Here is a 26,354-nt window from a genome sequence, read left to right on the forward strand (position 1 = left end):
GGGCTGCCGGAACGATTACTCGCCCTTCACACGCTCGATATTGGCACCCAGCGCGCGCAGTTTGTCTTCAATACGCTCGTAACCACGATCGATGTGGTAGATACGATCCACAACCGTCGTTCCTTCCGCGATACAACCCGCTAATACCAGGCTCGCAGACGCACGCAGATCGGTTGCCATAACCTGCGCACCGGAGAGCTTCTCAACACCGTGGCAAATCACCGTGTTACTTTCGATCTCTGCATGTGCGCCCATACGGATCAGTTCCGGTACGTGCATGAAGCGGTTCTCGAAGATAGTCTCGGTGATCACACCGGTACCTTCCGCCACCAGGTTCAGCAGCGTGAACTGAGCCTGCATATCGGTCGGGAATGCCGGATGCGGTGCCGTGCGAACGGTTACCGCTTTTGGACGTTTACCGTGCATATCAAGGCTGATCCAGTCTTCACCGGTTTCGATATCCGCACCCGCTTCACGCAGCTTCGCCAGCACCGCATCCAGGGTGTCAGGCTGCACATTACGGCAAACAATCTTGCCGCCAGAAATGGCCGCAGCCACCAGGAAAGTCCCGGTTTCAATACGGTCTGGCAGAACGCGATACACACCGCCACCCAGACGCTCAACGCCTTCAATGGTGATGCGATCGGTACCCTGGCCAGAGATTTTTGCACCCAGCGCCACGAGGAAGTTGGCGGTATCCACAATTTCCGGCTCGCGCGCGGCGTTTTCGATAATAGTGGTACCTTCTGCCAGCGTTGCCGCGGACATAATGGTGACGGTTGCGCCAACGCTCACTTTGTCCATGACAATGTGTGCGCCTTTCAGGCGGCCATTTACGGACGCTTTAACGTAACCTTCTTCCAGTTTGATCTCCGCGCCCAGCTTCTCCAGACCGAAGATATGCAGGTCAACAGGACGCGCGCCAATGGCGCAACCACCAGGCAGTGACACCTGTCCCTGACCAAAACGCGCTACCAGCGGGCCAAGCGCCCAGATGGATGCACGCATGGTTTTCACCAGGTCGTACGGTGCTGAGAAGTTGTTCACGTTGCTGGCATCGATCCAGACGGAGCCATTACGCTCGACTTTCGTCCCCAACTGGGTGAGCAGCTTCATGGTGGTGTCGATATCTTTCAGCTTCGGTACGTTCTGAATTTCTACCGGCTCTTCTGCGAGCAGCGCAGCAAAGAGGATCGGCAGCGCGGCGTTTTTCGCGCCAGAAATTGTGACTTCGCCCTGGAGGCGCGTCGGCCCCTGTACACGAAATTTATCCATGGTGTGCTCTCTTATAAATTCAACCGTGCTGCGGGCGCATCGCCCTCAGCTCAAAAACCGTTTAGTTTGCGATCGCGTGCCCACTCTTGCGGGGTGAACGCTTTAATCGACAGGGCGTGGATGCGGTTATCCGCAATATATTCCATCAGCGGCGCGTACACAGCCTGCTGTTTCTTCACACGGCTCATACCGTCGAACATCTCACCCACAGCAATAACCTGGAAGTGACTGCCATCGCCTGTGACGTGGGCTTCCTGAAGGGAGAGTGCATTCATCAGCACTGTCTGGATTTCATGATTTTCCATGGGTTCTTAATCATCTGATAGTGAAAACAAGCCCAACATCTTAGAGCAAAGTGGCGTCGTCTTAAACAAGCAAAAAGCCCCGACGATGAAACTGTCAGGGCTTTCAGAAGTAACGCACTGAAAATATTAATGCGGCAGTACGTCCTGAGGAAGATTGTAGAGCTGCGCCAGGGTGACGACATTATCGCTGGCCCCGTGAAGCATTACGGTTGCCCCCTGCTTTTTCCCCACGGCAATGAGGTGGGCAAGCAGCGCCACCCCAGCCGTATCTACCCGCGTGACGCCGCTCAAATCGATCAGCGTAACGCCCTGCATGGCGTCATGGCGTTTATCCCATAACGGGTTGAGCAGATCCTGATCGAGTTCACCGGACAGCTTTAATGTTTCGCCCTCACGCGACCAGCTCAGTTGCTGCGACATTACTTCTTCTCATCCAGGGTGATTTTCTGGCGAGAGATAGACTGAAGCTGGGCGGTCAGACCATCAATGCCTTTAGTACGCAGCAGGTCGCTCCACTCATTCTGTTTAGTCGTGATCATGCTCACCCCTTCGGCGATCATGTCATACGCCTGCCAGTTACCGGTCTGGCTGTTTTTACGCCACTGGAAATCCAGGCGAACCGGTGGACGACCGTTAGGATCGATGATCGTGACGCGAATAGGCACAATGGTGGCATCACCCAGCGGCTGTTCCGGTGCAATCTGGTAGGTCTGGCCGTGGTACATCGCCAGCGCCTGGCCGTAAGCCTGTTTCAGATATTCACGGAAGGCAGCAAAGTAGGCTTCACGCTGCGCAGGGGTAGCGTCTTTGTAATAACGCCCCAGCACCAACGCACCGGCATATTTGATCTGCACATACGGCAGCAGCTCCTGATCGACCACGTCACGCAGATAATCAGGATTAGAACGAATTTTAGGCTGTTCGTTTTTAAGACGATCGAAGGTTTTCTTCGCGGCTTCGTCCATCAGTTTGTACGGGTTGCTCTGATCCGCGGCGTGTGCTGCCGTGAGAGGGGCAATAACCAGCATGGCAACCATTAACAGTCGTTTAAACATGAATGACTTCTCCTGATATTAATTCGTCGTGCCAGGTGTCGGTGCGACGTTGGTATGATCTTCAGTCTGCGCAGGGGCAGCATCGGACTTTTTATCATCTCCCTTACTGTTGTAAAGGAACTGACCAATCATGTCCTCCAGCACCATCGCGGACTTGGTATCCTGGATGACGCTACCGTCTTTAAGGATAGTCGTTCCAAGCTCAGGATCTTCAAAGCCAACGTTCAATGCCAGATATTGTTCGCCCAGCAGGCCGGAGGTGCGGATAGAAAGCGAGCTGGTATCCGGGATATGGTTGTAACGCTCTTCAATATCCATCGCCACGCGCGGCAGATAGGTTTTTTCATCAAGCGTAATGTCAGCCACACGGCCAATAACCACACCGCCAATACGCACAGGAGAGCGCGCCTTCAGCCCTCCGATATTGTCGAAAGTGGCATAGATGCGATAAGTCGGTTCGGTACGCACTGAGGTGATATCCGCCGCTCTCAGGCAGATAAACAGTGCGGCAAGCAGTGCCAGCAACAGGAACACGCCGACCCAAATTTCATTTTTTCTCGTTTGCATGAACTCAATTCCCAAACATCAGTGCGGTGAGCACAAAATCCAGACCCAGTACGGCCAGCGACGAATGTACGACAGTACGTGTAGTTGCACGGCTAATGCCCGCCGACGTCGGGATGGCATCGTAACCATTAAATAACGCAATCCAGGTGACCGTAATGGCAAATACCACGCTTTTAATCAAACAGTTAACCAGATCCATTCGCAGATCGATGGCGTCCTGCATGGCAGACCAGAAGAAACCGGCATCAATGCCTTTCCAGTGAACGCCCACCAGCGAACCGCCCCAGATACCGACGGCCACAAACAGGATAGTCAGCAACGGTAAGGAGATAACCCCTGCCCAGAAACGGGGGGAGATAACACGCCGCAACGGATCGACCGCCATCATTTCCATACTGGAAAGCTGCTCGGTGGCACGCATCAGACCAATCTCTGCGGTGAGTGCCGACCCCGCGCGTCCGGCAAACAGCAGTGCCGCCACCACCGGCCCCAGTTCACGCAGCAGCGAAAGCGCCACCAGCATGCCGAGGCTGGTTTCCGCGCTGTAGGTCGTCAGAACAAGGTAGCCCTGCAGCCCCAGCACCATGCCGATAAACAGACCGGACACAATGATGATCAGCATCGACAGCACGCCGACGTTATAGAGTTGCCGTACCAGTAAAGGCGCGTGCTTGCGGAACTCCGGCTTGCCGACCAGCGCGTTGAACAACATCAATCCGGCGCGCCCGAACGTCCTGATGGTTTTTATGCCACGGTGTCCAAGAGCGGCCAACGCATTTAACAGCATGAGTGGCTTAACTCCCTATTCCCAATAAATCGTCACGATAGTCGCCCGCAGGGTAGCGGAACGGCACAGGCCCATCCGCAATACCGTCGAGGAACTGCCGTACTCGCGGATCGCAGTTTTCCTGCAACGCCTGGGCGCTGCCGTGCGCGACGATCCTTTTGTCTGCCACAATGTAGGCATAGTCGGCAATACTCAACACTTCCGGCACATCGTGAGACACCACAATGCAGGTGACGCCGAGCGCGCTGTTCAATTCAGAGATGAGCTTCACCAGCACGCCCATCGTAATTGGATCCTGTCCGACAAACGGTTCGTCGAACATGATTAAATCGGGTTCCAGCGCAATGGCTCTCGCCAGCGCGGCGCGACGCGCCATGCCACCAGACAGCTCTGACGGCATCAGCTTTGCGGCGCCACGCAGCCCTACCGCCTCCAGCTTCATCATTACCGTGCTTTTCAGCAGCTCTGGCGGAAGCTGCGTATGCTCGCGCAGCGGATAGGCGACATTATCAAAGACGTTCATGTCGGTGAACAAGGCCCCCGACTGAAAGAGCATGCTCATCCGCTTGCGCACAGTATACAGGCGCGACCGCGACATCTCCGGTACGTTTTCGCCGTCGAAGAGGATTTCACCGCTATCGGGTGGGATCTGCCCACCGATAAGTCGCAGCAGGGTCGTTTTACCGATCCCGGACGGTCCCATGATGGCTGTGATTTTGCCACGCGGCACGGTCAACGAAATATCATCAAATATCAATCTGTTGCCGCGAGAAAAGCTCACCCCACGGACATCGACTAAATTCGCCATCGTTTGACTCATTTACGGTTCCTTTCTTACCCTGCTTCATGCGAAGCGTGAAGCTTAAATCAGCCCTAAACCCCACATTTTTACAGAATATTAGCCGTAGAGGTTAGCGAAAGCTGGCATTTGTTTTACTTTTCCGGCGCATAAAGTCAAAATTAGGAATTCGTTACGTCTTAGGCTGTATGCAGCGCTAACAATTCCCGCGCGGTGGACCGGCGAGTATACCTGAAGAAAGGACTTTTGATGCTTTTAGCAACAGCACTGTTAATAATTGGTTTACTTTTGGTGGTCTACAGTGCTGACCGTTTGGTGTTTGCTGCATCGATCCTGTGCCGCCTCACTGGCGTCCCCCCTGTTGTCATCGGGATGACCGTGGTCAGTGTTGGAACCTCCCTGCCTGAAATCATCGTCTCTGTGACGGCATCGCTGCATGGTCAGATAGACCTTGCTGTTGGCACCGCGATTGGCTCTAACATCGTCAATATTCTGCTTATTCTGGGCCTGGCCGCGCTGCTCCATCCATTTCGCGTGCATTCTGATGTTCTGCGCCGGGAATTGCCGCTAATGTTGATCGTAAGCCTGTTGGCAGGATGCGTATTTTACGATGGCGTTCTGAGCTACAGTGACGGCATTTTCTTGCTGGCGCTGGCGGTCATCTGGCTGCTCTATAGTGTTAACATTGCCCGCCTGGCGGAAAAACAGGGTCAGGACAGCCTGACGCGTGAGCAGGTCGCCGAGCTACCGCGTGAAGGTACGCTGCCTGTTGCACTGCTCTGGCTGGGTGTCGCGTTGATCATTATGCCCATGGCAACACGGATGGTCGTGGATAACGCGACGGTACTGGCGAATTATTTCGCCATGAGCGAACTGACCATTGGCCTGACCGTGATCGCCATCGGCACCAGCCTGCCGGAGCTGGCCACGGCCATTGCCGGGGCACGTAAAGGTGAAGATGACATCGCCATCGGCAATATTATCGGCTCGAACATCTTCAATATTGCCATCGTCATGGGCCTGCCAGCCCTGATAACGCCCGGGCCGTTTAACCCGCTGGCCTTCTCACGTGATTACGGGGTGATGTTGCTGGTAAGCGTTATCTTTGCCCTGCTCTGCTGGCGGCGGCAACGACAGATCGGCAAAGGCGCAGGTGCGCTGCTGACGGGTGGATTTATCGTATGGATGGCGATGCTGTACTGGCTTTCGCCTCTTCTCTCTGGGTAAACGGAAACGCATTATGTCGCAAATAGAATTGCAGCCGGGTTTTGACTTTCAGAAAGCAGGCAAAGACGTTCTGGAGATTGAACGTGAAGGTCTGGCGCAGTTAGATCAGTACATTAATCAGGATTTCAGTCTGGCCTGTGAGAAGATGTTCTACTGTGCCGGTAAAGTCGTGGTAATGGGGATGGGCAAGTCCGGCCACATTGGCCGCAAAATGGCCGCCACTTTCGCCAGCACCGGCACCTCCTCCTTCTTTGTACATCCAGGAGAAGCGGCACACGGCGATCTGGGCATGGTGACGCCGCAGGATGTCGTCATTGCGCTGTCAAACTCCGGGGAGTCCAACGAGATCCTGGCGCTGATACCGGTTCTGAAGCGGCTGCAGGTCCCGCTCATTTGCATGACCAGCCGCCCGGAAAGCAGCATGGCACGTGCGGCGGATATTCACCTGTGCGTGAAAGTGCCGAAAGAGGCCTGCCCACTGGGTCTCGCGCCAACATCCAGCACCACCGCGGCGCTGGTGATGGGCGACGCGCTTGCCGTTGCGCTCCTTGAAGCCCGCGGTTTTACCCCTGAAGATTTCGCGCTCTCCCATCCTGGCGGTGCGCTGGGTCGGAAACTGCTGCTGCGGGTTAACGATATTATGCATACTGGCGATGAAATCCCTCACGTCAGTAAAGAGGCCTCCCTGCGTGATGCGCTGCTGGAAATCACCCGTAAAAACCTGGGCATGACGGTGGTGTGTGACGATCTGATGAAGATCGAAGGGATTTTCACCGACGGTGACCTGCGTCGCGTGTTCGACATGGGCGTGGATGTTCGCACGCTGGGTATTGTCGATGTGATGACGCCCGGCGGGATTCGCGTTCGCCCGGGCACGCTGGCGGTGGATGTACTGAACCTGATGCAGTCCCGACATATCACCTCAGTGATGGTTGCCGATGGCGACCAATTGCTGGGTGTGGTACATATGCATGATCTGCTGCGCGCAGGCGTAGTGTAATGAAGGATAAGACAATGAGTAATGCGGGTGCATCCCTTGCAACCTGTTATGGTCCGGTCAGTGCCCACGTGATGGCAAAGGCAGAAAATATTCGCCTGCTGATTCTGGATGTGGACGGCGTACTGTCCGATGGCCTGATTTACATGGGCAATAATGGTGAAGAGCTGAAAGCGTTCAACGTTCGCGATGGCTACGGTATTCGTTGTGCGCTCACATCGGGTATCGAGGTTGCCATCATCACCGGGCGAAAAGCTAAACTGGTAGAAGATCGCTGTGAAACGTTGGGCATTACCCATCTGTATCAGGGACAGTCCGATAAGATGGCTGCTTTCAATGATTTACTGGGTAAACTGTCTATCGCGCCAGAACATGTGGCCTATGTCGGGGACGACCTGATCGACTGGCCGGTAATGGCCGAGATTGGCCTGAGTGTCGCGGTTGCGGATGCGCATCCGCTGCTGCTCCCGCGGGCTGATTATGTTACCCACATCAACGGTGGCCGTGGTGCCGTACGTGAAGTCTGCGATCTGCTTCTGCTGGCGCAGGGCAAGCTTGATGAGGCCAAAGGGCAATCGATATGAGTAAAACCAGACGTTGGGTTATCATTCTGCTTTCGCTTGTCGCACTGATACTGATTGGCGTGAACCTTGCCGATCGTGACGATACGCAAACGGAAGTGATCAACAATAACGATCCAACCTATAAAAGCGATCACAGTGATACCGTAGTCTATAGCCCGGAAGGTGCGCTGAACTATCGCCTGATTGCCCAGCACGTTGAATATTTTTCAGATGACGGTATTTCGTGGTTTACCCAGCCGGTCATGACGACGTTTGATAAGGACAAAGTGCCGACGTGGTCGATTAAGTCTGACCGGGCAAAACTGACGAATGACCGTATGCTTTATCTTTATGGCCATGTTGAAGTCAACGCCCTGACCGCTGACTCACAACTGCGCAAAATTACGACAGATAATGCCCAGATCAACCTGGTCACTCAGGATGTGACGTCGCAGGATCTGGTCACTCTGTACGGCACAACATTTAATTCCAGCGGTTTAAGAATGCGCGGGAACTTACGCAGCAAAAACGCCGAGCTGATTGAAAAGGTTAGAACCTCCTATGAAATTCAAAACAAACAAACTCAGCCTTAAAGTAATTATCGCCAGCGCGATGCTGGCGGCCAGTCTTCCCGCGCTTGCTGTTACTGGCGATACAGAACAGCCGATCCATATCGAGTCCGATACGCAGTCTCTTGATATGCAGGGTAATGTCGTTACCTTTACCGGCAACGTGGTCATGACCCAGGGCACCATCAAGATTAATGCCGATAAGGTGGTCGTTACCCGTCCAGGTGGCGAAGAGGGCAAAGAGATCATTGATGGCTACGGCAACCCGGCCACGTTCTACCAGATGCAGGACAACGGCAAGCCAGTGAAGGGCCATGCCAGCCACATGCATTATGAACTGGCGAAAGATCTGGTCATCCTTACCGGTAACGCCTATCTGGAACAGCTCGATAGCAATATCACCGGCGATAAGATCACCTATCTGGTGAAAGAGCAAAAAATGCAGGCCTCCAGCGAGAAAGGCAAACGCGTCACCACCGTACTGGTGCCGTCTCAGCTGCAGGACAAAGGCAAGGGCCAGGCCCCGGCACAGAAGAAGAGTAACTAATTCGTTATGGCAACATTAACTGCAAAAAATCTCGCGAAGGCCTATAAGGGCCGCCGTGTCGTGGAAGATGTCAGTCTGACCGTCAACTCCGGCGAAATTGTTGGCCTGCTTGGTCCAAACGGTGCAGGTAAAACCACGACCTTCTACATGGTTGTGGGTATTGTCCCACGCGATGCCGGTAACATCATCATTGATGATGAAGACATCAGCCTTCTGCCACTGCATGCGCGCGCACGCCGTGGTATTGGCTACCTGCCGCAGGAAGCCTCCATTTTCCGTCGCCTGAGCGTCTTCGATAACCTGATGGCCGTTCTGCAAATTCGTGACGACCTGACCAGCGAACAGCGTCAGGATCGCGCCAACGAGCTGATGGAAGAGTTTCACATTGAGCACCTGCGCGATAGCCTTGGTCAGGCGCTGTCCGGGGGGGAACGCCGCCGTGTTGAAATTGCACGCGCGTTGGCAGCAAACCCGAAGTTCATCCTGCTGGATGAACCATTTGCAGGCGTTGACCCCATCTCCGTTATCGACATTAAACGTATTATTGAGCATCTGCGCGACAGCGGTCTTGGCGTGTTGATTACTGACCACAATGTCCGTGAAACACTGGCCGTATGTGAACGTGCGTATATCGTGAGCCAGGGCAACCTGATCGCCCACGGCACGCCACAGCAGATCCTCGAAGATGATCATGTTAAGCGCGTCTATCTTGGGGAAGACTTCAGACTCTGATAGGGTAGAGGTAACGTAACGCCGAACCGGAGAAAAATGCTCTGAACATGAAGCAAGGTTTGCAATTAAGGCTCAGCCAACAACTGGCGATGACGCCGCAGTTACAGCAGGCGATTCGCTTGTTGCAACTGTCCACATTAGAACTCCAGCAGGAGCTCCAGCAAGCGCTGGACAGCAATCCGCTGCTGGAGCAAGCCGATCTTCATGACGAGGTAGACACTCAGCAATCACAGGACACGGAAGCCCTCGATACCGCCGATGCACTCGAACAAAAAGAGATGCCGGACGAGCTTCCGCTGGATGCCAGCTGGGATGAAATCTACACCGCCGGAACCCCTTCCGGCACGCGTGCAGACTACCAGGACGATGAGCTACCGGTCTATCAGGGTGAAACCACCCAGTCACTACAGGATTACCTGATGTGGCAGGTGGAGCTAACCCCTTTCTCCGATACCGATCGCGCGATTGCCACCTCCATCGTCGATGCCGTTGACGACACCGGCTATCTGACCGTCACGCTGGACGATATTCTGGAAAGCATGGGCGATGACGAGATTGAACTTGAAGAGATAGAAGCCGTTCTGAAGCGCATTCAGCGTTTCGACCCGGTGGGCGTAGCAGCGAAAGACCTGCGCGACTGTCTGCTGATCCAGCTTTCGCAGTTCAGCAAAGAGACGCCCTGGATCGATGAAGCCCGCTTAATCATCAGCGATCATCTGGATCTGCTGGCTAACCATGATTTCCGTACCCTGATGCGCGTTACGCGTCTGAAAGAAGAGGTGCTGAAAGAGGCGGTTAACCTGATTCAGTCGCTCGATCCTCGCCCCGGCCAGTCGATCCAGACCAGTGAGCCTGAATACGTCATACCTGACGTGCTGGTCAGAAAACACAACGGCCGCTGGGTCGTTGAACTCAATTCAGACAGCATTCCTCGCCTGCAAATCAATCAGCAATATGCCTCCATGTGCACCAGCGCGCGTAACGACGCCGACAACCAGTATATTCGTAGCAATCTGCAGGAAGCGCGTTGGTTAATCAAAAGCCTGGAGAGCCGCAATGATACGCTGTTGCGTGTGAGCCGCTGTATCGTCGAACAACAGCAGGCTTTCTTTGAGCAGGGCGAAGAGTATATGAAACCGATGGTGCTGGCGGATATCGCCCAGGCCGTCGAGATGCATGAATCAACGATTTCCCGCGTGACCACGCAGAAGTATCTGCACAGTCCTCGCGGTATATTTGAGCTTAAGTATTTCTTCTCCAGCCATGTGAATACCGAAGGCGGTGGCGAAGCCTCGTCAACGGCGATTCGTGCACTGGTGAAGAAGTTGATCGCCGCGGAGAACCCCGCGAAGCCACTGAGCGACAGTAAGTTAACCACCATGCTGTCCGACCAGGGTATTATGGTGGCACGTCGTACTGTTGCGAAGTATCGAGAGTCTTTATCCATTCCGCCGTCTAACCAGCGTAAACAGCTGGTCTGACACAACCGATAAGGAAGACACTATGCAGCTCAACATCACTGGACAAAACGTCGAAATTACTGAAGCTTTACGCGACTTTGTGAACACGAAATTCGCAAAACTCGAGCAGTATTTCGAAAGGATCAATCAGGTCTATATTGTGTTGAAAGTGGAGAAAGTGACTCATATCTCGGATGCAACCCTGCATGTCAATGGGGGCGAACTCCACGCCAGTGCGGAAGGGCAAGACATGTACGCTGCTATCGACGGCTTGATTGATAAGCTTGCAAGACAGCTCAATAAACATAAAGATAAACTGAAACAACACTAATTGTCCGGGCAGTTAACGGGTGCAGGAAGGCCTGTTGTGGAGCACAACAGGCCATTTGTACAGTTAGCGCTTAGGTGAAATTATGATGAACAACGATTCCGCTCTTCAATTGAGCAATGTCCTTAACCAGGAATGTACCCGCAGTGGCGTTCACTGCCAGAGCAAAAAACGTGCGCTGGAGATTATCAGTGAACTGGCCGCAAAACAGCTGGGCCTGCCACCGCAGGTCGTATTCGAAGCCATCCTGACCCGTGAAAAAATGGGCAGTACCGGTATCGGCAACGGCATTGCGATCCCGCATGGCAAACTGGAAGAGGACACCTTGCGTGCCGTCGGTGTGTTTGTGCAACTGGAAACGCCTATTGCCTTTGATGCCATCGATAACCAGCCCGTTGATCTCCTCTTCGCGCTGCTGGTTCCTGCCGATCAGACGAAAACCCATCTGCATACGCTTTCACTGGTCGCTAAACGCCTGGCCGATAAAACCATCTGCCGTCGACTGCGCTCAGCGCAAAGTGATGAAGAGCTTTATGAAATTATCACTGAAGCAGAAGGCAGTCAGGATGAGGCATAACCAGGAGATGGCCTTCACATCTGTTGTCCTGAGGAGAAACGGAACATGGTGCTGATGATTGTCAGTGGCCGTTCAGGGTCGGGGAAATCCGTCGCCCTGCGCGCGCTGGAAGACATGGGTTTTTACTGCGTCGATAACCTGCCGGTGGTACTGCTGCCCGAGCTGGCACGCACCCTTGCAGACAGACAAATCTCTGCCGCCGTCAGCATCGACGTCCGTAACATGCCTGAATCGCCAGAAATCTTTGAACAGGCGATGAGCAACCTGCCGGACACGTTTTCACCTCAGCTGTTGTTCCTTGATGCGGACCGCAACACGCTGATCCGTCGCTACAGCGATACCCGTCGTTTGCACCCGCTTTCCAGCAAGAACCTCTCTCTGGAGAGCGCAATCGACGAAGAGAGCGACCTGCTGGAGCCCCTGCGCTCACGTGCCGATTTGATTGTCGACACCTCCGAAATGTCCGTTCACGAGCTGGCAGAAATGCTGCGTACCCGTTTACTGGGCAAACGCGAGCGTGAACTGACAATGGTGTTTGAGTCATTCGGTTTTAAGCACGGCATTCCTATCGATGCGGATTATGTTTTCGACGTGCGCTTCCTGCCAAACCCGCACTGGGATCCGAAACTGCGTCCAATGACCGGTCTGGATAAACCCGTCGCGGCGTTCCTCGACAGGCACACAGAAGTTCACAATTTTATCTACCAGACGCGAAGCTACCTTGAGCTATGGTTACCTATGCTGGAGACAAACAATCGTAGCTATCTGACGGTGGCGATTGGCTGTACCGGCGGTAAACATCGTTCGGTCTATATCGCCGAACAGCTGGCCGACTATTTCCGTTCACGCGGAAAGAACGTTCAGTCCCGTCATCGCACGCTGGAAAAACGTAAAACATGACCGTAAAACAAACCGTTGAGATCACCAATAAGCTGGGCATGCACGCCCGCCCGGCAATGAAGCTGTTTGAACTGATGCAGGGTTTCGATGCGGAAGTTCTGCTGCGAAATGATGAAGGGACCGAAGCGGAAGCAAACAGCGTCATTGCGCTGCTGATGCTGGACTCCGCCAAAGGTCGCCAGATTGAAGTCGAAGCCACCGGCCCACAGGAAGAGGAAGCGCTGGCGGCGGTGATTGCGCTGTTTAACGCCGGGTTTGACGAGGATTAATTTCAGCCCCGCTGGCGGGTGGCGCTGCGCTTACCCGCCCTACATCAGCTTATTACGCTGCATAAACCCTTCCCCGCCTAACTGACGCATCTGGCGCATGATCCACGCCTGACGGCTTCGCACGTACCCTGAAGGGGCATTAGCCTTAAAGCGGATGGGATTAGGCAAGACGGCAGCCAGGAGCGCTGCTTCGGACATACTCAGTCGGCTGGCCGGTTTATTGAAATAGCGCTGCGCGGCGGCCTCCACACCAAACACACCATCGCCAAACTCAGCAATATTGAGATAGACGGTCAGAATGCGTTTTTTGCTCCAGACCGTTTCCATCCCCAGCGTCAACCCCGCTTCCAGCCCTTTTCGTACCCAGCTGCGACCGTCCCACAGGAACAGATTCTTTGCGGTTTGCTGCGATAATGTCGATGCCCCACGGACGCGGTTTTCGTGGCGTTCATTGTGCGCCAGCGCTTTCTCGATTGCCGCCACGTCAAACCCCCAGTGTTCCGGGAATTTCTGATCCTCTGCCGCAATGACCGCCAGCCCCATAAAAGGTGAGATCTCATCCATACTTACCCAGTCCGAGTGGGCCACATAGCTGAAATCACCGCTGAGCCATGCCCCAAGCTGACGCTCGACCATCACGGCCGAAAACGGGACCGGCATAATGCTGAATAAGGCGAGTCCGCCGCCCCAGAATACCGCGAGCACGAGAACGATGCGCAACAGGGCGCGTTTCACCCACGCGCCTGCGCCGAATTTACGACTCATTCAGTCATCACCAGCACTCTGGCCACCAGTTTTTCGATGCCTGCAGCGGCCTCGGCAATATTCTGCGCCAGCATCCAGGCAGGCGTGGTAACGACCTTGTTGTCTTCATCCACCACAATGTCATCCACCGGACAAGGTACGTGCTCGCCGCCCATCTCCTCGATGATTTCTGCGGTATCAATATCGGTGCCGATTGTCAGCCGCAGCGGGAAATCAAAAATTTTAGGCAGCATTGCCGGCGCGATACAGATAAAGCCCTGCGGTTTACCTGCCGCGTGCATCGCCTGCGACAGCGCTTTTAAATGGGGATCGATCTGACACGCCGCCCCTTCTGAAGCAAAGGTACTGAGATTTTTGGCCGCCCCAAACCCGCCCGGCACGATTAACGCATCGAGCTCAGCGGCGTCCGCCTGAATAAGGGGGTGGACATCGCCACGCGCAATACGCGCCGCTTCAATCAGTACGTTACGGGTTTCCGCCATGGCCTCTCCGGTCAGATGATTAATCACATCTGCCTGCTTTTTGTCTGGCGCGAAACAGATCGCTTCCGCCCCCTGCCTTGCCAGGGCCAGCAGCGTGATGACGGCTTCATGAATTTCTGAACCATCGTAAACACCGCATCCGCTCAGTACGACACCAACCTTTTTCATCCTGACGTTCCTTCTTTGCAACTTGCTGAAGCACATAATTAATTTTGATTAAAACGCTATGCTTCACACATTTCACTGATTCATGTAACAAACCATTTAAGATTTGCTATCTTATCTGCGTGCGGCCTAAATTTTCAGGCGGCGCCCATGCGAAAACAACACGAAAAATCAGGCGCAGCCACGATTTCCCTGGTGTTGGCGCAGTATTCGCGCACCCCGGTTAAGCCGGGGTCATTTTTTTCTGGCATCCACCCAGGCTTTTAGCACCGCCACATCGTTCTGCCACTCTTGTTTCATCTCTTCGACCCAATCACCCACGTTATCTTCCCATGCCGGTAAATCAGGTGACTGAATCTGTTGTCCCAACTGCTGTAAGTGGCGTAACCCGACAGAGCCTGCAGCGCCTTTGATCTTATGTCCTTCTTCCACAATGCCTTTCTGATCGCGTGCGGTCAGGTTGGACTCCAGCACGCTCAGGTAGCCAGGCATCATTTTTTCGAACACGGCCAGACCATCGGTAATCAGTTTTGGGCCAACCAGGTCGATGTACTGCTCCAGCATCGCAGTATCCAGAATCGTTTGGGCCTTCGCGCTATCAACAGACGTCATGGTGCTCTCCTCTTCATCATGGGTATCCCAGAACTTCTTGATCATGGCGGTCAGAGCAGGCACCGCCAGCGGCTTGCTGAGCACATCATCCATACCGGCATCGAGGTACTCTTTTTTATCTTTCAGGACGTTGGCCGTCAGCGCGACCAGCGGCGGCAGTTCATCGGCGGCATACTGCGTTGTCAGCGCACGGGAGATATCCAGCCCGGTCATGTCCGGCAGTTGAATATCCAGCAGGACGAGGTCATATTCGCCCGGTTTAAACATCTCCAGCGCGGCTTTTCCGGTCATCGCCACGTCCACGCTGTTACCCAGTTTTTCCAGCACCGAGCGCGCCACAATCACGTTCAGCTCGATGTCTTCGACCAGCAGAACATGCAGCGCAGGGAGCGGCATATCGTCTTGTTCAAAGGTATCCTCAACCTCTTCTGCCACCGCCGGGGCATGCACCGTCAGCGTAAAGGTAGAGCCTTTGCCCGCCTGGCTGGCCACGGTGATATCACCGCCCATGCTCTTCGCGAGCCGTTTCGATACCGCAAGGCCAATGCCCGTGCCGGTAGCAGGCTTACCACCGTTGCTGTCCTTCACCTGATAATACATGGCAAAGATTTTGTCCTGCTCTTCCTGCGGAATGCCAATGCCTGAGTCTTCCACCTCAAAGTGCAGCATGTCGCCTTCGTCATAGCGGATACGCACCGCCACCTGCCCCTGCTGGGTAAATTTCACCGCGTTGCTGATCAGGTTCCAGAGGATTTGGCGCAGACGCGTGCCGTCCGTGACCACTTTGTGCGGCAGCGGCAGGGTTGGCTCCATGACAAAGCTCAGCCCCTTTTGCTGCGCCTGCAGGCCGGACAGGTTTTCCAGATCGGCAAGGAAGCTGGTGAAATCAACCGGCTGGTTATCAAGCTGGACTTTACGGCGCTCCATCTTATCCATGTCGATAATATCGTTGAAGATATTCCCCAGCGTGACCGCCGAGACATGGATCGTTTTGAGGTATTTTTCCTGCTCCGCCGTCAGGTCGGTGTCCAGCAGAATACGGCTTAAGCCGACGATGCCGTTCAACGGGGTACGCAGTTCATGGCTAATGGTGGAGATGAAAGTCGTCTTATCGCGGCTGGCGCGCTCAAGGGCATCCTGATAACGCTTACGCTCGGTGATATCGCGGCCAAAGCCCATCAGGCCGTGGCGTTTCCCGACGCGGTCGTAGTACGGCACTTTACGGATCTCAAAGCAGGCTTTACGCCCGTCCGGGTAATCCAGCCACTGTTCATAGGTCAGCGAGACATTGTGGCGGAAGACTTTTTCGTCCGTCTCCATGACCTTGGCGGCCGCCTCTTCTGAGTACACATCCTGGGGTTTCAGGTGGATCAGCTGCTTTTCGCTTTTGCCGGTCAGCAGCTCCATCGCCCGGTTACAGCCGGAGAACTCTTTGTCTTCGTTGCGGTAGAAAACCAGATCCGGAGAAGCATCAAGGAATGAACGCAGGAAAGAGGATTGCTGCTCAAGCTGGATCTGCGTCACCTCACGCTCTTTCATTTCGATTTTCAGCTGCTCAAGCGTCGCCTGACGCTCGGCTTCCGCCTTCTCACGATCTGAAATCTCCTGGTTAAGCTGGGCAATGTTGTCTTTCAGTTGGACGTTGAGCTTTAAATCGCGCTCGCGCATCTCTTCCAGCTTATCAACCAGTTTTGACAGGCGCTGACGGGACTCTTCCAACTGTTCAACGACGACGGAAAGAAAATAGACCGCCCAGGGGGTGATCAGCAAACCGAAGAAGATAGAGCGGATGACGTCGATACTCTCGACCTGACCATGCAACACCATGGTCACGGCCATTTGCACGACAATGGCCAGAACAACCAGCGCCAGCGCCAGCAGCATGGAGAAACGCACCAGCCCGAGCTTCATCATCAGGTCGACGTAGTACTGGGCAAGCATTCGAATTTGCTTCATAGAGGATCCCTTCACGACTTTATCGCTCAATAATACTCAAATTCGCGGCGGGACGTTGAAGGTTGTGAGAAAAAGTGCGGGGTGAAACAGGAGATTAGCCTCGCTTCCGGCTAACCGGAAGCGAGGAGAGGACAATCAGGAGCGTTTCAGCAGCAGCCAGAGGCTGATCAGCAGGAAGCTGGCGCTCGGCAGCAGCGCACCAATAATTGGCGGAATGCCGTAAACCAGCGTCAGCGGGCCAAAGATCTGATCGAGGACGTAGAATACAAAGCCGAAGCTGATCCCGGTGACCACTCGAACACCCATCGGTACGCTACGCAGCGGGCCAAAGATAAACGACAGGGCCATCAGCATCATGACCGCCACGGACATCGGCTGGAAGATTTTGCTCCACATATTGAGTTGATAGCGCCCGGCATCCTGCCCGCTCGACTTCAGGTATTTGACGTAGTTGTGCAACCCGCTGATGGAGAGCGCGTCCGGATCCAGCGCCACCACCCCGAGTTTGTCCGGCGTGAGGTTGGTTTTCCACGTCCCGGACACCGTCTGAGAGCCGGTGATCTGTTTTGGGTTCGTCAGGTCAGACTCGTCAACCTGGGATAACCGCCACTGCTTGTGTTCGGGGTCAAACTTCGCTGACGATGCGTGACGTACAGACTGTAAACGACGCTCATCATTGAAGGCGTAAATACTCACGCCGCCCAGCTCATCATCCCCTTTCACACGTTCGATATAGACGAAGTTCTGGCCATCTTTCGCCCATAACCCTTGCTGTGTAGAGAGCAGTGAACCGCCGTACATCGCCTGGGCACGATAGTTACGCGCCATCTGTTCGCCCTGCGGTGCCACCCACTCGCCAATCGCCATGGTCAACAGCACCAGTGGGATCGCAGTTTTCATGACCGACAGCGCCACCTGCAAACGGGTAAAGCCCGATGCCTGCATCACAACCAGTTCGCTGCGCTGTGCCAGCATCCCCAGCCCCAGCAGCGCGCCCAGCAGGGCCGCCATCGGGAAGAAGATCTGCACATCTTTTGGCACGCTGAGCAGGGTATACATCCCTGCACCCAGCGCGTCGTAGCTCCCTTGCCCGGCTTTTTTCAGCTGATCGACAAATTTAATAATGCCGGAGAGCGACACCAGCATGAACAACGTCATCATGATGGTGGTGAAAATGGTTTTACCGATATAGCGATCAAGAACGCCAAACGCCTGCATTAGATGGCTCCTTTACGCGAAAATCGGGCACGTATGCGGCGCACTGGCACCGTATCCCACAGGTTTAATCCCAGCGCCAGTAAGATGTACAGGCTGTTGACGAACCACGTCCAGAGCATCGGGTCCAGCTTACCCTTCGCGCCGTTAGAACGAATCGAGGTTTGCAGCAGGAAGTAGATCAGGTACAGCAGCATCGCCGGCAGCATTGAGAGCACGCGCCCCTGACGCGGGTTCACCACGCTCAGCGGCACGACAATCAATGCCATCATAAACACGGTGAAGACGAGCGTAATACGCCAGTGGAACTCCGCACGCGCTCTGTCAGTATCAGTGTTCCACAGCGTACGCATATCCATTTGCTCGGTATCCGTTGGATCGAGCGCCACCGCCTGATGACCAATAATGGCCTGATAGTTCTGGAAATCCGTAATACGGAAGTCACGAAGCATCGCGGTGCCTTCAAAGCGGGTGCCTTTATTCAGCGTCACGACCTGGGAACCATCTTTGCGCTGCGCAAGCTGACCGGAGTCTGCTACCACCACCGATGGACGGGCGTTTCCTTTGGTCCGCAGCTGTGCCAGGAAGACGTCGTTGAATTTGCTGCCGTCAACGCTCTCAATAAACAGCACTGAGTTTCCGTCGGTCGCCTGCTGGAACTGCCCCTGCGCTAATGCCGCCATACCGGGGTTCGCTTTTGCTTCAGCCAGCACTTCATCCTGATGACGAGAGGACAGTGGGCCCGCCCACATCACATTCACCGCGGCGACGATACCCGTGAACAGCGCCAGTATCATGGCGGCTTTCACCAGAACAGCTTTGCTCAAGCCACAGGCATGCATCACCGTGATTTCACTCTCGGTATAAAGCTTACCGAGCGTCATGAGCAGACCGAGGAAAAGACTTAGCGGCAGAATAAGCTGCGCCATTTCCGGGATCCCTAAACCAAGCAGGGAAAGCACCAGATTCGTTGGAATTTCGCCGTCAACGGCCGCACCGAGGATCTTGACCAGCTTCTGACAGAAAAAAATCAGCAGCAGGATGAAGAGGATCGCCAGTTGGCTTTTGAGCGTCTCCCGCACCAGATATCTTATGATTATCACTTTAAATACGCCCGTAAAAACCCGTCTCTTTGCTGGAAAATCGCTTGTTTCATGGCTTAAACGTCATTTATTCTCTTGAGTCGTCGAAATCATCGCTAAGATTAAAACACCCGGCGGATTCACGCTTCAGGACTTTTTCTGACGTGTCGAAACCGTAATAACGTAAGATTAACACGAAGTCACCACAACAGCGGACTTGAGTTACGAAAGGTTTCAATTCTATCCGTAGCAGCCGCTGTTGTCTTTAAGATTCAGGAGCGTAGTGCATGGAGTTCAGTGTAAAAAGCGGTAGCCCGGAGAAACAGCGGAGTGCCTGCATCGTTGTGGGCGTCTTTGAACCACGCCGACTCTCCCCGATCGCCGAGCAACTCGATAAAATCAGTGACGGCTACATTAGCGCCCTGCTGCGCCGTGGCGAACTGGAAGGCAAACCTGGGCAGACGCTGTTACTGCACCATGTTCCGAACGTGCTGTCCGAACGTATTCTGCTGATTGGCTGCGGTAAAGAGCGCGAGCTGGATGAACGTCAGTATAAGCAGGTGATTCAGAAAACAATTAATACCCTGAATGACACCGGCTCAATGGAAGCCGTTTGCTTCCTGACCGAACTGCACGTCAAAGGTCGTAACACCTACTGGAAAGTGCGCCAGGCTGTCGAAACCGCAAAAGAGAGCCTGTACAGCTTCGATCAGCTCAAGACCAACAAAAGCGAGCCGCGCCGTCCGCTGCGTAAAATGGTCTTTAACGTGCCAACCCGTCGCGAACTCACCAGCGGCGAGCGCGCCATCCAGCACGGTCTGGCGATTGCCGCCGGGATTAAAGCCGCAAAAGATCTGGGCAACATGCCGCCTAATATCTGTAACGCCGCCTATCTGGCCTCTCAGGCGCGCCAGCTGGCTGACTCCTACAGCAAGAATGTCATCACCCGCGTTATCGGCGAACAGCAGATGAAAGAGCTGGGTATGCACTCTTACCTGGCGGTGGGCAACGGCTCGCAGAACGAATCCCTGATGTCGGTTATCGAATACAAGGGCAATCCGTCAGAAGACGCGCGTCCTGTTGTGCTGGTCGGTAAAGGCCTGACCTTCGACTCCGGTGGTATCTCCATCAAGCCTTCTGAAGGCATGGATGAGATGAAGTACGACATGTGTGGTGCAGCGGCGGTGTATGGCGTGATGCGTATGGTGGCTGAACTTCAGTTACCGATTAACGTTATCGGCGTGCTGGCGGGCTGCGAAAACATGCCGGGTGGACGCGCTTATCGTCCGGGTGATGTCCTGACCACCATGTCCGGCCAGACCGTTGAGGTGCTGAACACCGATGCCGAGGGCCGTCTGGTGCTGTGCGATGTATTAACCTACGTTGAACGCTTCGAACCTGACGTGGTGATCGACGTGGCCACCCTGACCGGTGCCTGCGTGATCGCGCTGGGCCACCACATCACCGGCCTGATGTCGAACCACAATCCGCTGGCGCACGAACTTATCGGCGCGTCCGAACAAGCCGGCGACCGCGCATGGCGTCTGCCACTGGGTGACGAATACCAGGAGCAGCTGGAGTCTAACTTTGCGGACATGGCGAACATCGGCGGCCGTCCTGGTGGTGCCATCACCGCGGGTTGCTTCCTGGCACGCTTCACCCGCAAGTACAACTGGGCGCACCTGGATATTGCCGGCACCGCATGGCGCTCCGGAAAAGCCAAAGGCGCGACCGGTCGTCCGGTTGCGTTGCTGTCGCAGTTCCTGCTAAACCGCGCCGGATTTAACGGCGACGAGTAAGTCAAAACGGCAGTAAACCGTAGGCCGGGTAAGGCGAAGCCGCCACCCGGCTTAAGTATTTAAAGTGAGCACAAGAAGCCCCATATATGAAGAATGCAACGTTCTACCTTCTGGACAATGACACCCATCAGGATGGCCTCAGCGCCGTAGAACAGTTGGTGTGTGAAATTGCCGCAGAACGTTGGCGCGCAGGTAAGCGGGTTCTGATTGCCTGTGAAGATGAACAGCAGGCGATTCGTCTTGACGAAGCGCTGTGGGCGCGCCCGCCGGAGAGTTTTGTACCGCATAACCTGTCTGGCGAAGGGCCGCGCGGCGGCGCACCGGTCGAGATAGCCTGGCCGCAAAAGCGCAACAGCAGCGCGCGCGATATTCTGATTAGCCTGCGGATAGATTTTGCAGATTTTGCCACCGCTTTCACAGAAGTGGTAGACTTTGTCCCTTACGAAGAATCCTTGAAACAACTGGCGCGCGAACGCTACAAAGCGTACCGCCTGGCTGGTTTTAACCTGAATACGGCAACCTGGAAATAATGGAAAAGACATATAACCCACGCGATATCGAACAGCCGCTTTACGAGCACTGGGAACAGCAGGGCTATTTCAAGCCTAACGGCGATGAAAGCAAAGAGTCCTTCTGCATCATGATCCCGCCGCCGAACGTCACCGGCAGTTTGCATATGGGTCATGCCTTCCAGCAGACCATCATGGATACCATGATCCGCTACCAGCGCATGCAGGGCAAAAACACCCTGTGGCAGGCGGGGACTGACCACGCGGGTATCGCGACCCAGATGGTGGTTGAGCGTAAGATTGCCGCTGAAGAGGGTAAAACCCGTCACGATTACGGTCGCGACGCCTTTATCGATAAAATCTGGCAGTGGAAAGCAGAATCTGGCGGCACCATTACCCGTCAGATGCGCCGTCTCGGTAACTCCGTAGACTGGGAGCGCGAGCGTTTCACCATGGACGAAGGCCTTTCCAACGCCGTAAAAGAAGTGTTCGTCCGTCTGTACAAAGAAGACCTGATTTACCGTGGCAAACGCCTGGTTAACTGGGACCCGAAACTGCGCACCGCGATCTCTGACCTGGAAGTGGAAAACCGCGAGTCTAAAGGTTCCATGTGGCACATCCGCTATCCGCTGGCCGACGGCGCGAAAACCGCAGACGGTAAAGATTACTTAGTGGTGGCAACCACCCGTCCGGAAACCCTGCTGGGCGATACCGGCGTGGCCGTTAACCCGGAAGATCCGCGTTATAAAGATCTGATTGGCAAATTCGTGGTGCTGCCGCTGGTGAACCGCCGCATTCCGATAGTGGGCGACGAACACGCCGACATGGAAAAAGGCACCGGCTGCGTGAAAATCACCCCGGCGCACGACTTCAACGACTACGAAGTGGGTCGTCGTCACGCCCTGCCGATGATCAACATTCTGACGTTCGACGGTGACATCCGTGAAAGCGCAGAAGTGTATGACACCAAAGGCAACGAATCCGACGTTTACTCAAGCGACATTCCGGCAGAGTTCCAGAAGCTGGAACGCTTTGCCGCGCGTAAAGCGATTGTGGCTGCTGTTGACGCACTCGGCCTGCTGGAAGAGATTAAACCTCACGATTTGACCGTGCCGTACGGCGACCGTGGTGGCGTGGTTATCGAGCCAATGCTGACCGACCAGTGGTATGTGCGTGCCGACGTGCTGGCAAAACCGGCTGTTGAAGCGGTTGAAAACGGCAGCATTCAGTTCGTGCCGAAGCAGTACGAAAACATGTACTTCTCCTGGATGCGCGATATTCAGGACTGGTGTATCTCCCGTCAGCTGTGGTGGGGTCACCGTATCCCGGCATGGTATGACAACGAAGGCAATGTATACGTTGGCCGCAGTGAAGATGAAGTGCGTCAGGAAAATAACCTGAGCGCAGATGTTGCCCTGCGTCAGGACGAAGACGTGCTGGATACCTGGTTCTCCTCCGCGCTGTGGACCTTCTCCACCCTCGGCTGGCCAGAGAACACCGACGCGCTGCGTCAGTTCCACCCAACCAGCGTGATGGTGTCCGGCTTCGATATCATCTTCTTCTGGATTGCCCGCATGATCATGATGACCATGCACTTCATTAAAGATGAAAACGGCAAGCCGCAGGTTCCGTTCCATACCGTCTATATGACCGGTCTTATCCGTGACGATGAAGGCCAGAAGATGTCCAAATCCAAGGGCAACGTCATTGACCCGCTGGATATGGTGGACGGGATCTCCCTGGAAGAGCTGCTGGAAAAACGCACCGGTAACATGATGCAGCCACAGCTGGCAGAGAAGATCCGCAAGCGCACCGAGAAGCAGTTCCCGAACGGGATTGAATCTCACGGTACTGACGCCCTGCGTTTCACTCTGGCGGCGCTGGCCTCTACCGGTCGCGACATCAACTGGGACATGAAGCGTCTGGAAGGTTACCGTAACTTCTGTAACAAACTGTGGAACGCCAGCCGTTTCGTGCTGATGAACACCGAAGATCAGGATTGCGGCTTCAACGGCGGCGAGATGATCCTCTCTCTGGCCGACCGCTGGATCCTGGCGGAATTCAACCAGACGGTGAAAGCGTTCCGCGAGGCGCTGGACAGCTACCGCTTCGACATCGCGGCGGGCATTCTGTACGAATTCACCTGGAACCAGTTCTGTGACTGGTACCTGGAGCTGGCGAAGCCGGTCATGAACGGCGGAACGGAGGCAGAACTGCGCGGCACGCGTAACACGCTGATCACTGTGCTGGAAGGCCTGCTGCGTCTGGCGCACCCGATCATTCCATTTATCACCGAAACCATCTGGCAGCGTGTGAAAGCGATCGCGGGCATCAACGCCGACACCATCATGCTGCAGCCGTTCCCGGAATTCGATGCCGCTAAAGTGGATGAAGCTGCCTCAGCGGATACCGAGTGGCTGAAGCAGGCGATCGTCGCTGTACGTAACATCCGTGCAGAAATGAACATCGCCCCGGGCAAACCGCTGGAGCTGCTCCTGCGCGGTTGCAGCGACGCGGCTGTTCGTCGTGTCACCGAGAACAATACCTTCCTGAAAACCATGGCGCGTCTGGAAAGCATCACCGTGCTGCCAGCCGATGACAAAGGTCCGGTCTCCGTGACGAAAATCATCGACGGCGCTGAGCTGCTGATCCCAATGGCGGGTCTCGTCGACAAAGACGCTGAGCTGGCACGTCTGGCGAAAGAAGTGGCGAAAGTCGACGTGGAAATTGGCAAAATCGAAAGCAAACTGGCGAACGAAGGCTTTGTCGCCCGCGCGCCGGAAGCGGTCATCGCCAAAGAGCGTGAACGCCTGGTTGCTTTCGCCGATGCGAAGACCAAGCTGATTGAGCAGCAGGCGGTGATTGCGGCCCTGTAATGCTTTTACCCCTTACGCTTCAGGGCGTAAGGGGTATTCTTCCTGAAAACTCCTCGCTTGCACTCCCCTTTCTGCGGTGCTATTAACAGCAATTGTGTGTCAATTTTTGTAATGAGTAATGCTATGAGCGTGATTACCCCCGTCGCGACGACGATGCGTCGGATCGCTGTGCAGGACAACCCGGCTATCGCCGCCGTTATCCGTACGGTTTCTGCCGAATATGGCCTGACGGCTGATAAAGGCTACACGGTTGCTGATCCAAATCTGGACGAGCTGTTCCAGCTTTACAGCCAGCCGGGCCACGCCTACTGGGTTATTGAGCAGAATGGCCAGGTGGTGGGCGGCGGCGGCGTTGCTCCGCTCAGCTGCAGCGAGCCGGATATCTGCGAGCTGCAGAAAATGTATTTCCTGCCATCTGTTCGCGGACAAGGCCTGGCGAAGAGACTGGCGCTGGTCGCACTCGACTATGCCCGCAATCAGGGATTTACACGCTGTTACCTCGAAACAACCGCCTTCCTCAAAGAGGCCATCGGCCTGTATGAACATCTGGGCTTTGAGCATATTGATGCACCGCTGGGCTGCACCGGCCACGTCGATTGCGAAGTCAGGATGCTGAAAACGTTGTAAATACTTTTGCTGCCCTCTTCTGTTAAGCGGTGGTTAACTGAATGCTCTACACTCTCAGTTCACACCATAACGGGGGAAACACGATGTCGAAGATAAAAAGCTACGCCGCACCGCAGGCGGGTGCAGAACTTGAACTGTACGAGTACGATGCGGGCGAACTAAAAGCGGAAGACGTCGAAGTACAGGTTGATTACTGTGGGATCTGCCACTCGGATCTCTCCATGATCGACAACGAATGGGGCTTTTCAAGCTATCCACTGGTCGCCGGACACGAAGTGATTGGCCGCGTCGTGGCGCTCGGCAGCGCTGCGCAGGACAAAGGCCTGAAAGTGGGCCAGCGCGTGGGTATTGGCTGGACGGCACGCAGCTGCGGTCATTGCGACGCCTGTATCAGCGGCAACCAGATCAACTGCCTTGAAGGCGCCGTTCCAACCATCCTCAACAAGGGCGGTTTTGCCGATAAACTGCGCGCCGACTGGCAGTGGGTCATTCCGCTGCCGGACAGCATTGATATCGAATCCGCAGGCCCGCTGCTGTGCGGCGGCATTACCGTCTTTAAACCGCTGCTGATGCACCATATCACCGCCACCAGCCGTGTGGGTGTGATTGGTATCGGGGGGCTCGGTCATATTGCCATCAAACTGCTGCACGCGATGGGCTGCGAAGTGACGGCATTCAGTTCTAACCCGGCGAAAGAACAAGAAGTGCTGGCGATGGGAGCGGATAAAGTGGTGAACAGCCGCGATCCAGACGCGCTGAAAGCACTGGCGGGTCAATTCGATCTGATCATCAACACCGTTAATGTCGATCTCGACTGGCAGCCGTACTTTGAAGCACTGGCCTACGGCGGTAACTTCCATACGGTAGGTGCCGTGCTGAAGCCGCTGCCGGTTCCGGCGTTTACCCTGATCGGCGGGGATCGCAGCGTGTCCGGCTCTGCAACCGGCACACCGTTCGAGTTGCGCAAACTGATGAAGTTCGCCGGGCGCACGAAAGTATCGCCAACCACCGAACTCTATCCGATGTCGAAAATCAACGAAGCGATCCAGCACGTGCGTGACGGCAAAGCCCGTTACCGTGTGGTGTTGAAAGCAGATTTTTAATGTGACACACCCCTCTCCCACAGGGCTGAGGGTTCCCCACAAAATAATACCTGCACGGAGGACTCCCTCTCCCTTGAGGGAGAGGGCTGGGGTGAGGGGGAACATATGGCTGTAGAGGTAATTCCGTTCACTTTACGTTCCTTGCTGCTCTGTAACAACATGACCCGTGAACGTGCCAGGGTGGCTCAGTCGCCACCACCCTGGCA

Annotated in this window: 28 protein-coding genes; 16 read left to right on the forward strand and 12 right to left on the reverse strand. The window is 55.0% G+C overall.

Annotated elements, in window-relative coordinates:
- Positions 1-15: 15 nt before the first annotated feature.
- The 7 genes from murA to mlaF all read right to left on the reverse strand — a co-directional run bounded on the left by murA (position 16) and on the right by mlaF (position 4,809).
- A complete protein-coding gene (gene murA / locus M8370_RS07035) occupies positions 16-1,275 on the reverse strand; it encodes a UDP-N-acetylglucosamine 1-carboxyvinyltransferase (RefSeq protein WP_250020702.1) in 1,260 nt (419 codons plus the stop codon).
- A 50-nt stretch (positions 1,276-1,325) separates the two neighbouring features.
- A complete protein-coding gene (ibaG, locus tag M8370_RS07040; protein WP_008501458.1) occupies positions 1,326-1,580 on the reverse strand; it encodes a BolA family iron metabolism protein IbaG in 255 nt (84 codons plus the stop codon).
- 126 nt (positions 1,581-1,706) lie between these two features.
- A complete protein-coding gene (gene mlaB, locus M8370_RS07045) occupies positions 1,707-2,000 on the reverse strand; it encodes a lipid asymmetry maintenance protein MlaB (RefSeq protein ID WP_023622313.1) in 294 nt (97 codons plus the stop codon).
- Positions 2,000-2,635 (reverse strand): phospholipid-binding protein MlaC, encoded by a 636-nt coding sequence (gene mlaC, locus M8370_RS07050; RefSeq protein WP_013098933.1) that lies wholly within the window; start codon positions 2,633-2,635, stop codon positions 2,000-2,002. Before mlaC ends, mlaB begins: the two co-directional genes overlap by 1 nt.
- An 18-nt stretch (positions 2,636-2,653) precedes the next feature.
- Positions 2,654-3,202: an outer membrane lipid asymmetry maintenance protein MlaD gene (mlaD, locus tag M8370_RS07055; RefSeq protein WP_013098934.1), complete on the reverse strand. Its 549-nt coding sequence runs from the start codon at positions 3,200-3,202 to the stop codon at positions 2,654-2,656.
- A gap of 4 nt (positions 3,203-3,206) precedes the next feature.
- Entirely contained in the window at positions 3,207-3,989 is a 783-nt protein-coding gene (gene mlaE / locus M8370_RS07060) for a lipid asymmetry maintenance ABC transporter permease subunit MlaE (protein ID WP_010436044.1), read from the reverse strand.
- A 7-nt stretch (positions 3,990-3,996) separates the two neighbouring features.
- On the reverse strand, positions 3,997-4,809 hold the full coding sequence (gene mlaF, locus M8370_RS07065) for a phospholipid ABC transporter ATP-binding protein MlaF (RefSeq protein WP_020687352.1): 813 nt from the start codon (positions 4,807-4,809) through the stop codon (positions 3,997-3,999).
- 228 nt (positions 4,810-5,037) lie between these two features.
- Here mlaF and M8370_RS07070 point away from each other — a divergent pair, with 228 nt between their 5' ends.
- The 11 genes from M8370_RS07070 (at position 5,038) to npr (ending at position 12,957) form a co-directional block, all read left to right on the forward strand.
- Entirely contained in the window at positions 5,038-6,015 is a 978-nt protein-coding gene (locus M8370_RS07070; protein ID WP_013098936.1) for a calcium/sodium antiporter, read from the forward strand.
- Positions 6,016-6,028: 13 nt separating this feature from the next.
- The gene (kdsD, locus tag M8370_RS07075; protein ID WP_029883390.1) at positions 6,029-7,015 is read left to right on the forward strand and encodes an arabinose-5-phosphate isomerase KdsD; all 987 of its coding nucleotides are present in this window, start codon (positions 6,029-6,031) and stop codon (positions 7,013-7,015) included.
- Between the two features lie 14 nt (positions 7,016-7,029).
- Complete coding sequence (kdsC, locus tag M8370_RS07080) at positions 7,030-7,596, forward strand: 3-deoxy-manno-octulosonate-8-phosphatase KdsC (RefSeq protein WP_250020703.1); 567 nt, start codon at positions 7,030-7,032, stop codon at positions 7,594-7,596.
- Positions 7,593-8,168, forward strand: a complete 576-nt coding sequence (gene lptC / locus M8370_RS07085) for an LPS export ABC transporter periplasmic protein LptC (RefSeq protein WP_013098939.1) — start codon at positions 7,593-7,595, stop codon at positions 8,166-8,168. The genes kdsC and lptC overlap by 4 nt, the downstream gene beginning before the upstream one ends.
- Positions 8,137-8,691: a lipopolysaccharide ABC transporter substrate-binding protein LptA gene (gene lptA, locus M8370_RS07090; RefSeq protein ID WP_250020704.1), complete on the forward strand. Its 555-nt coding sequence runs from the start codon at positions 8,137-8,139 to the stop codon at positions 8,689-8,691. Before lptC ends, lptA begins: the two co-directional genes overlap by 32 nt.
- 6 nt (positions 8,692-8,697) lie before the next feature.
- Positions 8,698-9,423, forward strand: a complete 726-nt coding sequence (lptB, locus tag M8370_RS07095) for an LPS export ABC transporter ATP-binding protein (protein ID WP_013098941.1) — start codon at positions 8,698-8,700, stop codon at positions 9,421-9,423.
- Between the two features lie 47 nt (positions 9,424-9,470).
- Positions 9,471-10,904, forward strand: coding sequence for an RNA polymerase factor sigma-54 (gene rpoN / locus M8370_RS07100; RefSeq protein WP_013098942.1), 1,434 nt, complete (start codon positions 9,471-9,473; stop codon positions 10,902-10,904).
- Between the two features lie 22 nt (positions 10,905-10,926).
- Complete coding sequence (hpf, locus tag M8370_RS07105; RefSeq protein ID WP_013098943.1) at positions 10,927-11,214, forward strand: ribosome hibernation promoting factor; 288 nt, start codon at positions 10,927-10,929, stop codon at positions 11,212-11,214.
- Positions 11,215-11,296: 82 nt separating this feature from the next.
- On the forward strand, positions 11,297-11,788 hold the full coding sequence (gene ptsN / locus M8370_RS07110; protein ID WP_013098944.1) for a PTS IIA-like nitrogen regulatory protein PtsN: 492 nt from the start codon (positions 11,297-11,299) through the stop codon (positions 11,786-11,788).
- 45 nt (positions 11,789-11,833) lie between these two features.
- Positions 11,834-12,688 (forward strand): RNase adapter RapZ, encoded by an 855-nt coding sequence (gene rapZ, locus M8370_RS07115; RefSeq protein ID WP_013098945.1) that lies wholly within the window; start codon positions 11,834-11,836, stop codon positions 12,686-12,688.
- Positions 12,685-12,957: a PTS phosphocarrier protein NPr gene (gene npr, locus M8370_RS07120; RefSeq protein ID WP_003861872.1), complete on the forward strand. Its 273-nt coding sequence runs from the start codon at positions 12,685-12,687 to the stop codon at positions 12,955-12,957. The genes rapZ and npr overlap by 4 nt, the downstream gene beginning before the upstream one ends.
- Before the next feature lie 39 nt (positions 12,958-12,996).
- Here npr and mtgA read toward each other — a convergent pair whose 3' ends face one another.
- The 5 genes from mtgA to lptF all read right to left on the reverse strand — a co-directional run bounded on the left by mtgA (position 12,997) and on the right by lptF (position 19,255).
- Positions 12,997-13,722, reverse strand: a complete 726-nt coding sequence (mtgA, locus tag M8370_RS07125; RefSeq protein WP_013098946.1) for a monofunctional biosynthetic peptidoglycan transglycosylase — start codon at positions 13,720-13,722, stop codon at positions 12,997-12,999.
- Complete coding sequence (elbB, locus tag M8370_RS07130; RefSeq protein ID WP_038983638.1) at positions 13,719-14,372, reverse strand: isoprenoid biosynthesis glyoxalase ElbB; 654 nt, start codon at positions 14,370-14,372, stop codon at positions 13,719-13,721. Before elbB ends, mtgA begins: the two co-directional genes overlap by 4 nt.
- A gap of 231 nt (positions 14,373-14,603) precedes the next feature.
- Entirely contained in the window at positions 14,604-16,937 is a 2,334-nt protein-coding gene (gene arcB, locus M8370_RS07135) for an aerobic respiration two-component sensor histidine kinase ArcB (RefSeq protein WP_013098948.1), read from the reverse strand.
- A gap of 135 nt (positions 16,938-17,072) precedes the next feature.
- Complete coding sequence (gene lptG / locus M8370_RS07140) at positions 17,073-18,155, reverse strand: LPS export ABC transporter permease LptG (protein WP_013098949.1); 1,083 nt, start codon at positions 18,153-18,155, stop codon at positions 17,073-17,075.
- On the reverse strand, positions 18,155-19,255 hold the full coding sequence (gene lptF, locus M8370_RS07145; protein WP_100168369.1) for an LPS export ABC transporter permease LptF: 1,101 nt from the start codon (positions 19,253-19,255) through the stop codon (positions 18,155-18,157). Before lptF ends, lptG begins: the two co-directional genes overlap by 1 nt.
- A gap of 266 nt (positions 19,256-19,521) precedes the next feature.
- Between lptF and pepA the strand changes: the two genes are divergently transcribed.
- From pepA to ahr, 5 genes are all read left to right on the forward strand, one after another.
- Complete coding sequence (gene pepA / locus M8370_RS07150) at positions 19,522-21,033, forward strand: leucyl aminopeptidase (protein ID WP_013098951.1); 1,512 nt, start codon at positions 19,522-19,524, stop codon at positions 21,031-21,033.
- Positions 21,034-21,119: 86 nt separating this feature from the next.
- Complete coding sequence (holC, locus tag M8370_RS07155) at positions 21,120-21,563, forward strand: DNA polymerase III subunit chi (protein ID WP_008502815.1); 444 nt, start codon at positions 21,120-21,122, stop codon at positions 21,561-21,563.
- The gene (locus tag M8370_RS07160) at positions 21,563-24,418 is read left to right on the forward strand and encodes a valine--tRNA ligase (RefSeq protein WP_013098952.1); all 2,856 of its coding nucleotides are present in this window, start codon (positions 21,563-21,565) and stop codon (positions 24,416-24,418) included. Before holC ends, M8370_RS07160 begins: the two co-directional genes overlap by 1 nt.
- Before the next feature lie 123 nt (positions 24,419-24,541).
- The gene (locus M8370_RS07165) at positions 24,542-25,045 is read left to right on the forward strand and encodes a GNAT family N-acetyltransferase (RefSeq protein ID WP_013098953.1); all 504 of its coding nucleotides are present in this window, start codon (positions 24,542-24,544) and stop codon (positions 25,043-25,045) included.
- Positions 25,046-25,128: 83 nt separating this feature from the next.
- Positions 25,129-26,148, forward strand: coding sequence for an NADPH-dependent aldehyde reductase Ahr (ahr, locus tag M8370_RS07170; RefSeq protein ID WP_013098954.1), 1,020 nt, complete (start codon positions 25,129-25,131; stop codon positions 26,146-26,148).
- Positions 26,149-26,354 lie beyond the last annotated feature (206 nt).

The sequence above is a fragment of the Enterobacter cloacae complex sp. OE43NF genome, assembly GCF_023544405.1.
In the GTDB taxonomy this organism is placed as follows: Bacteria; Pseudomonadota; Gammaproteobacteria; order Enterobacterales; family Enterobacteriaceae; genus Enterobacter; species Enterobacter cloacae.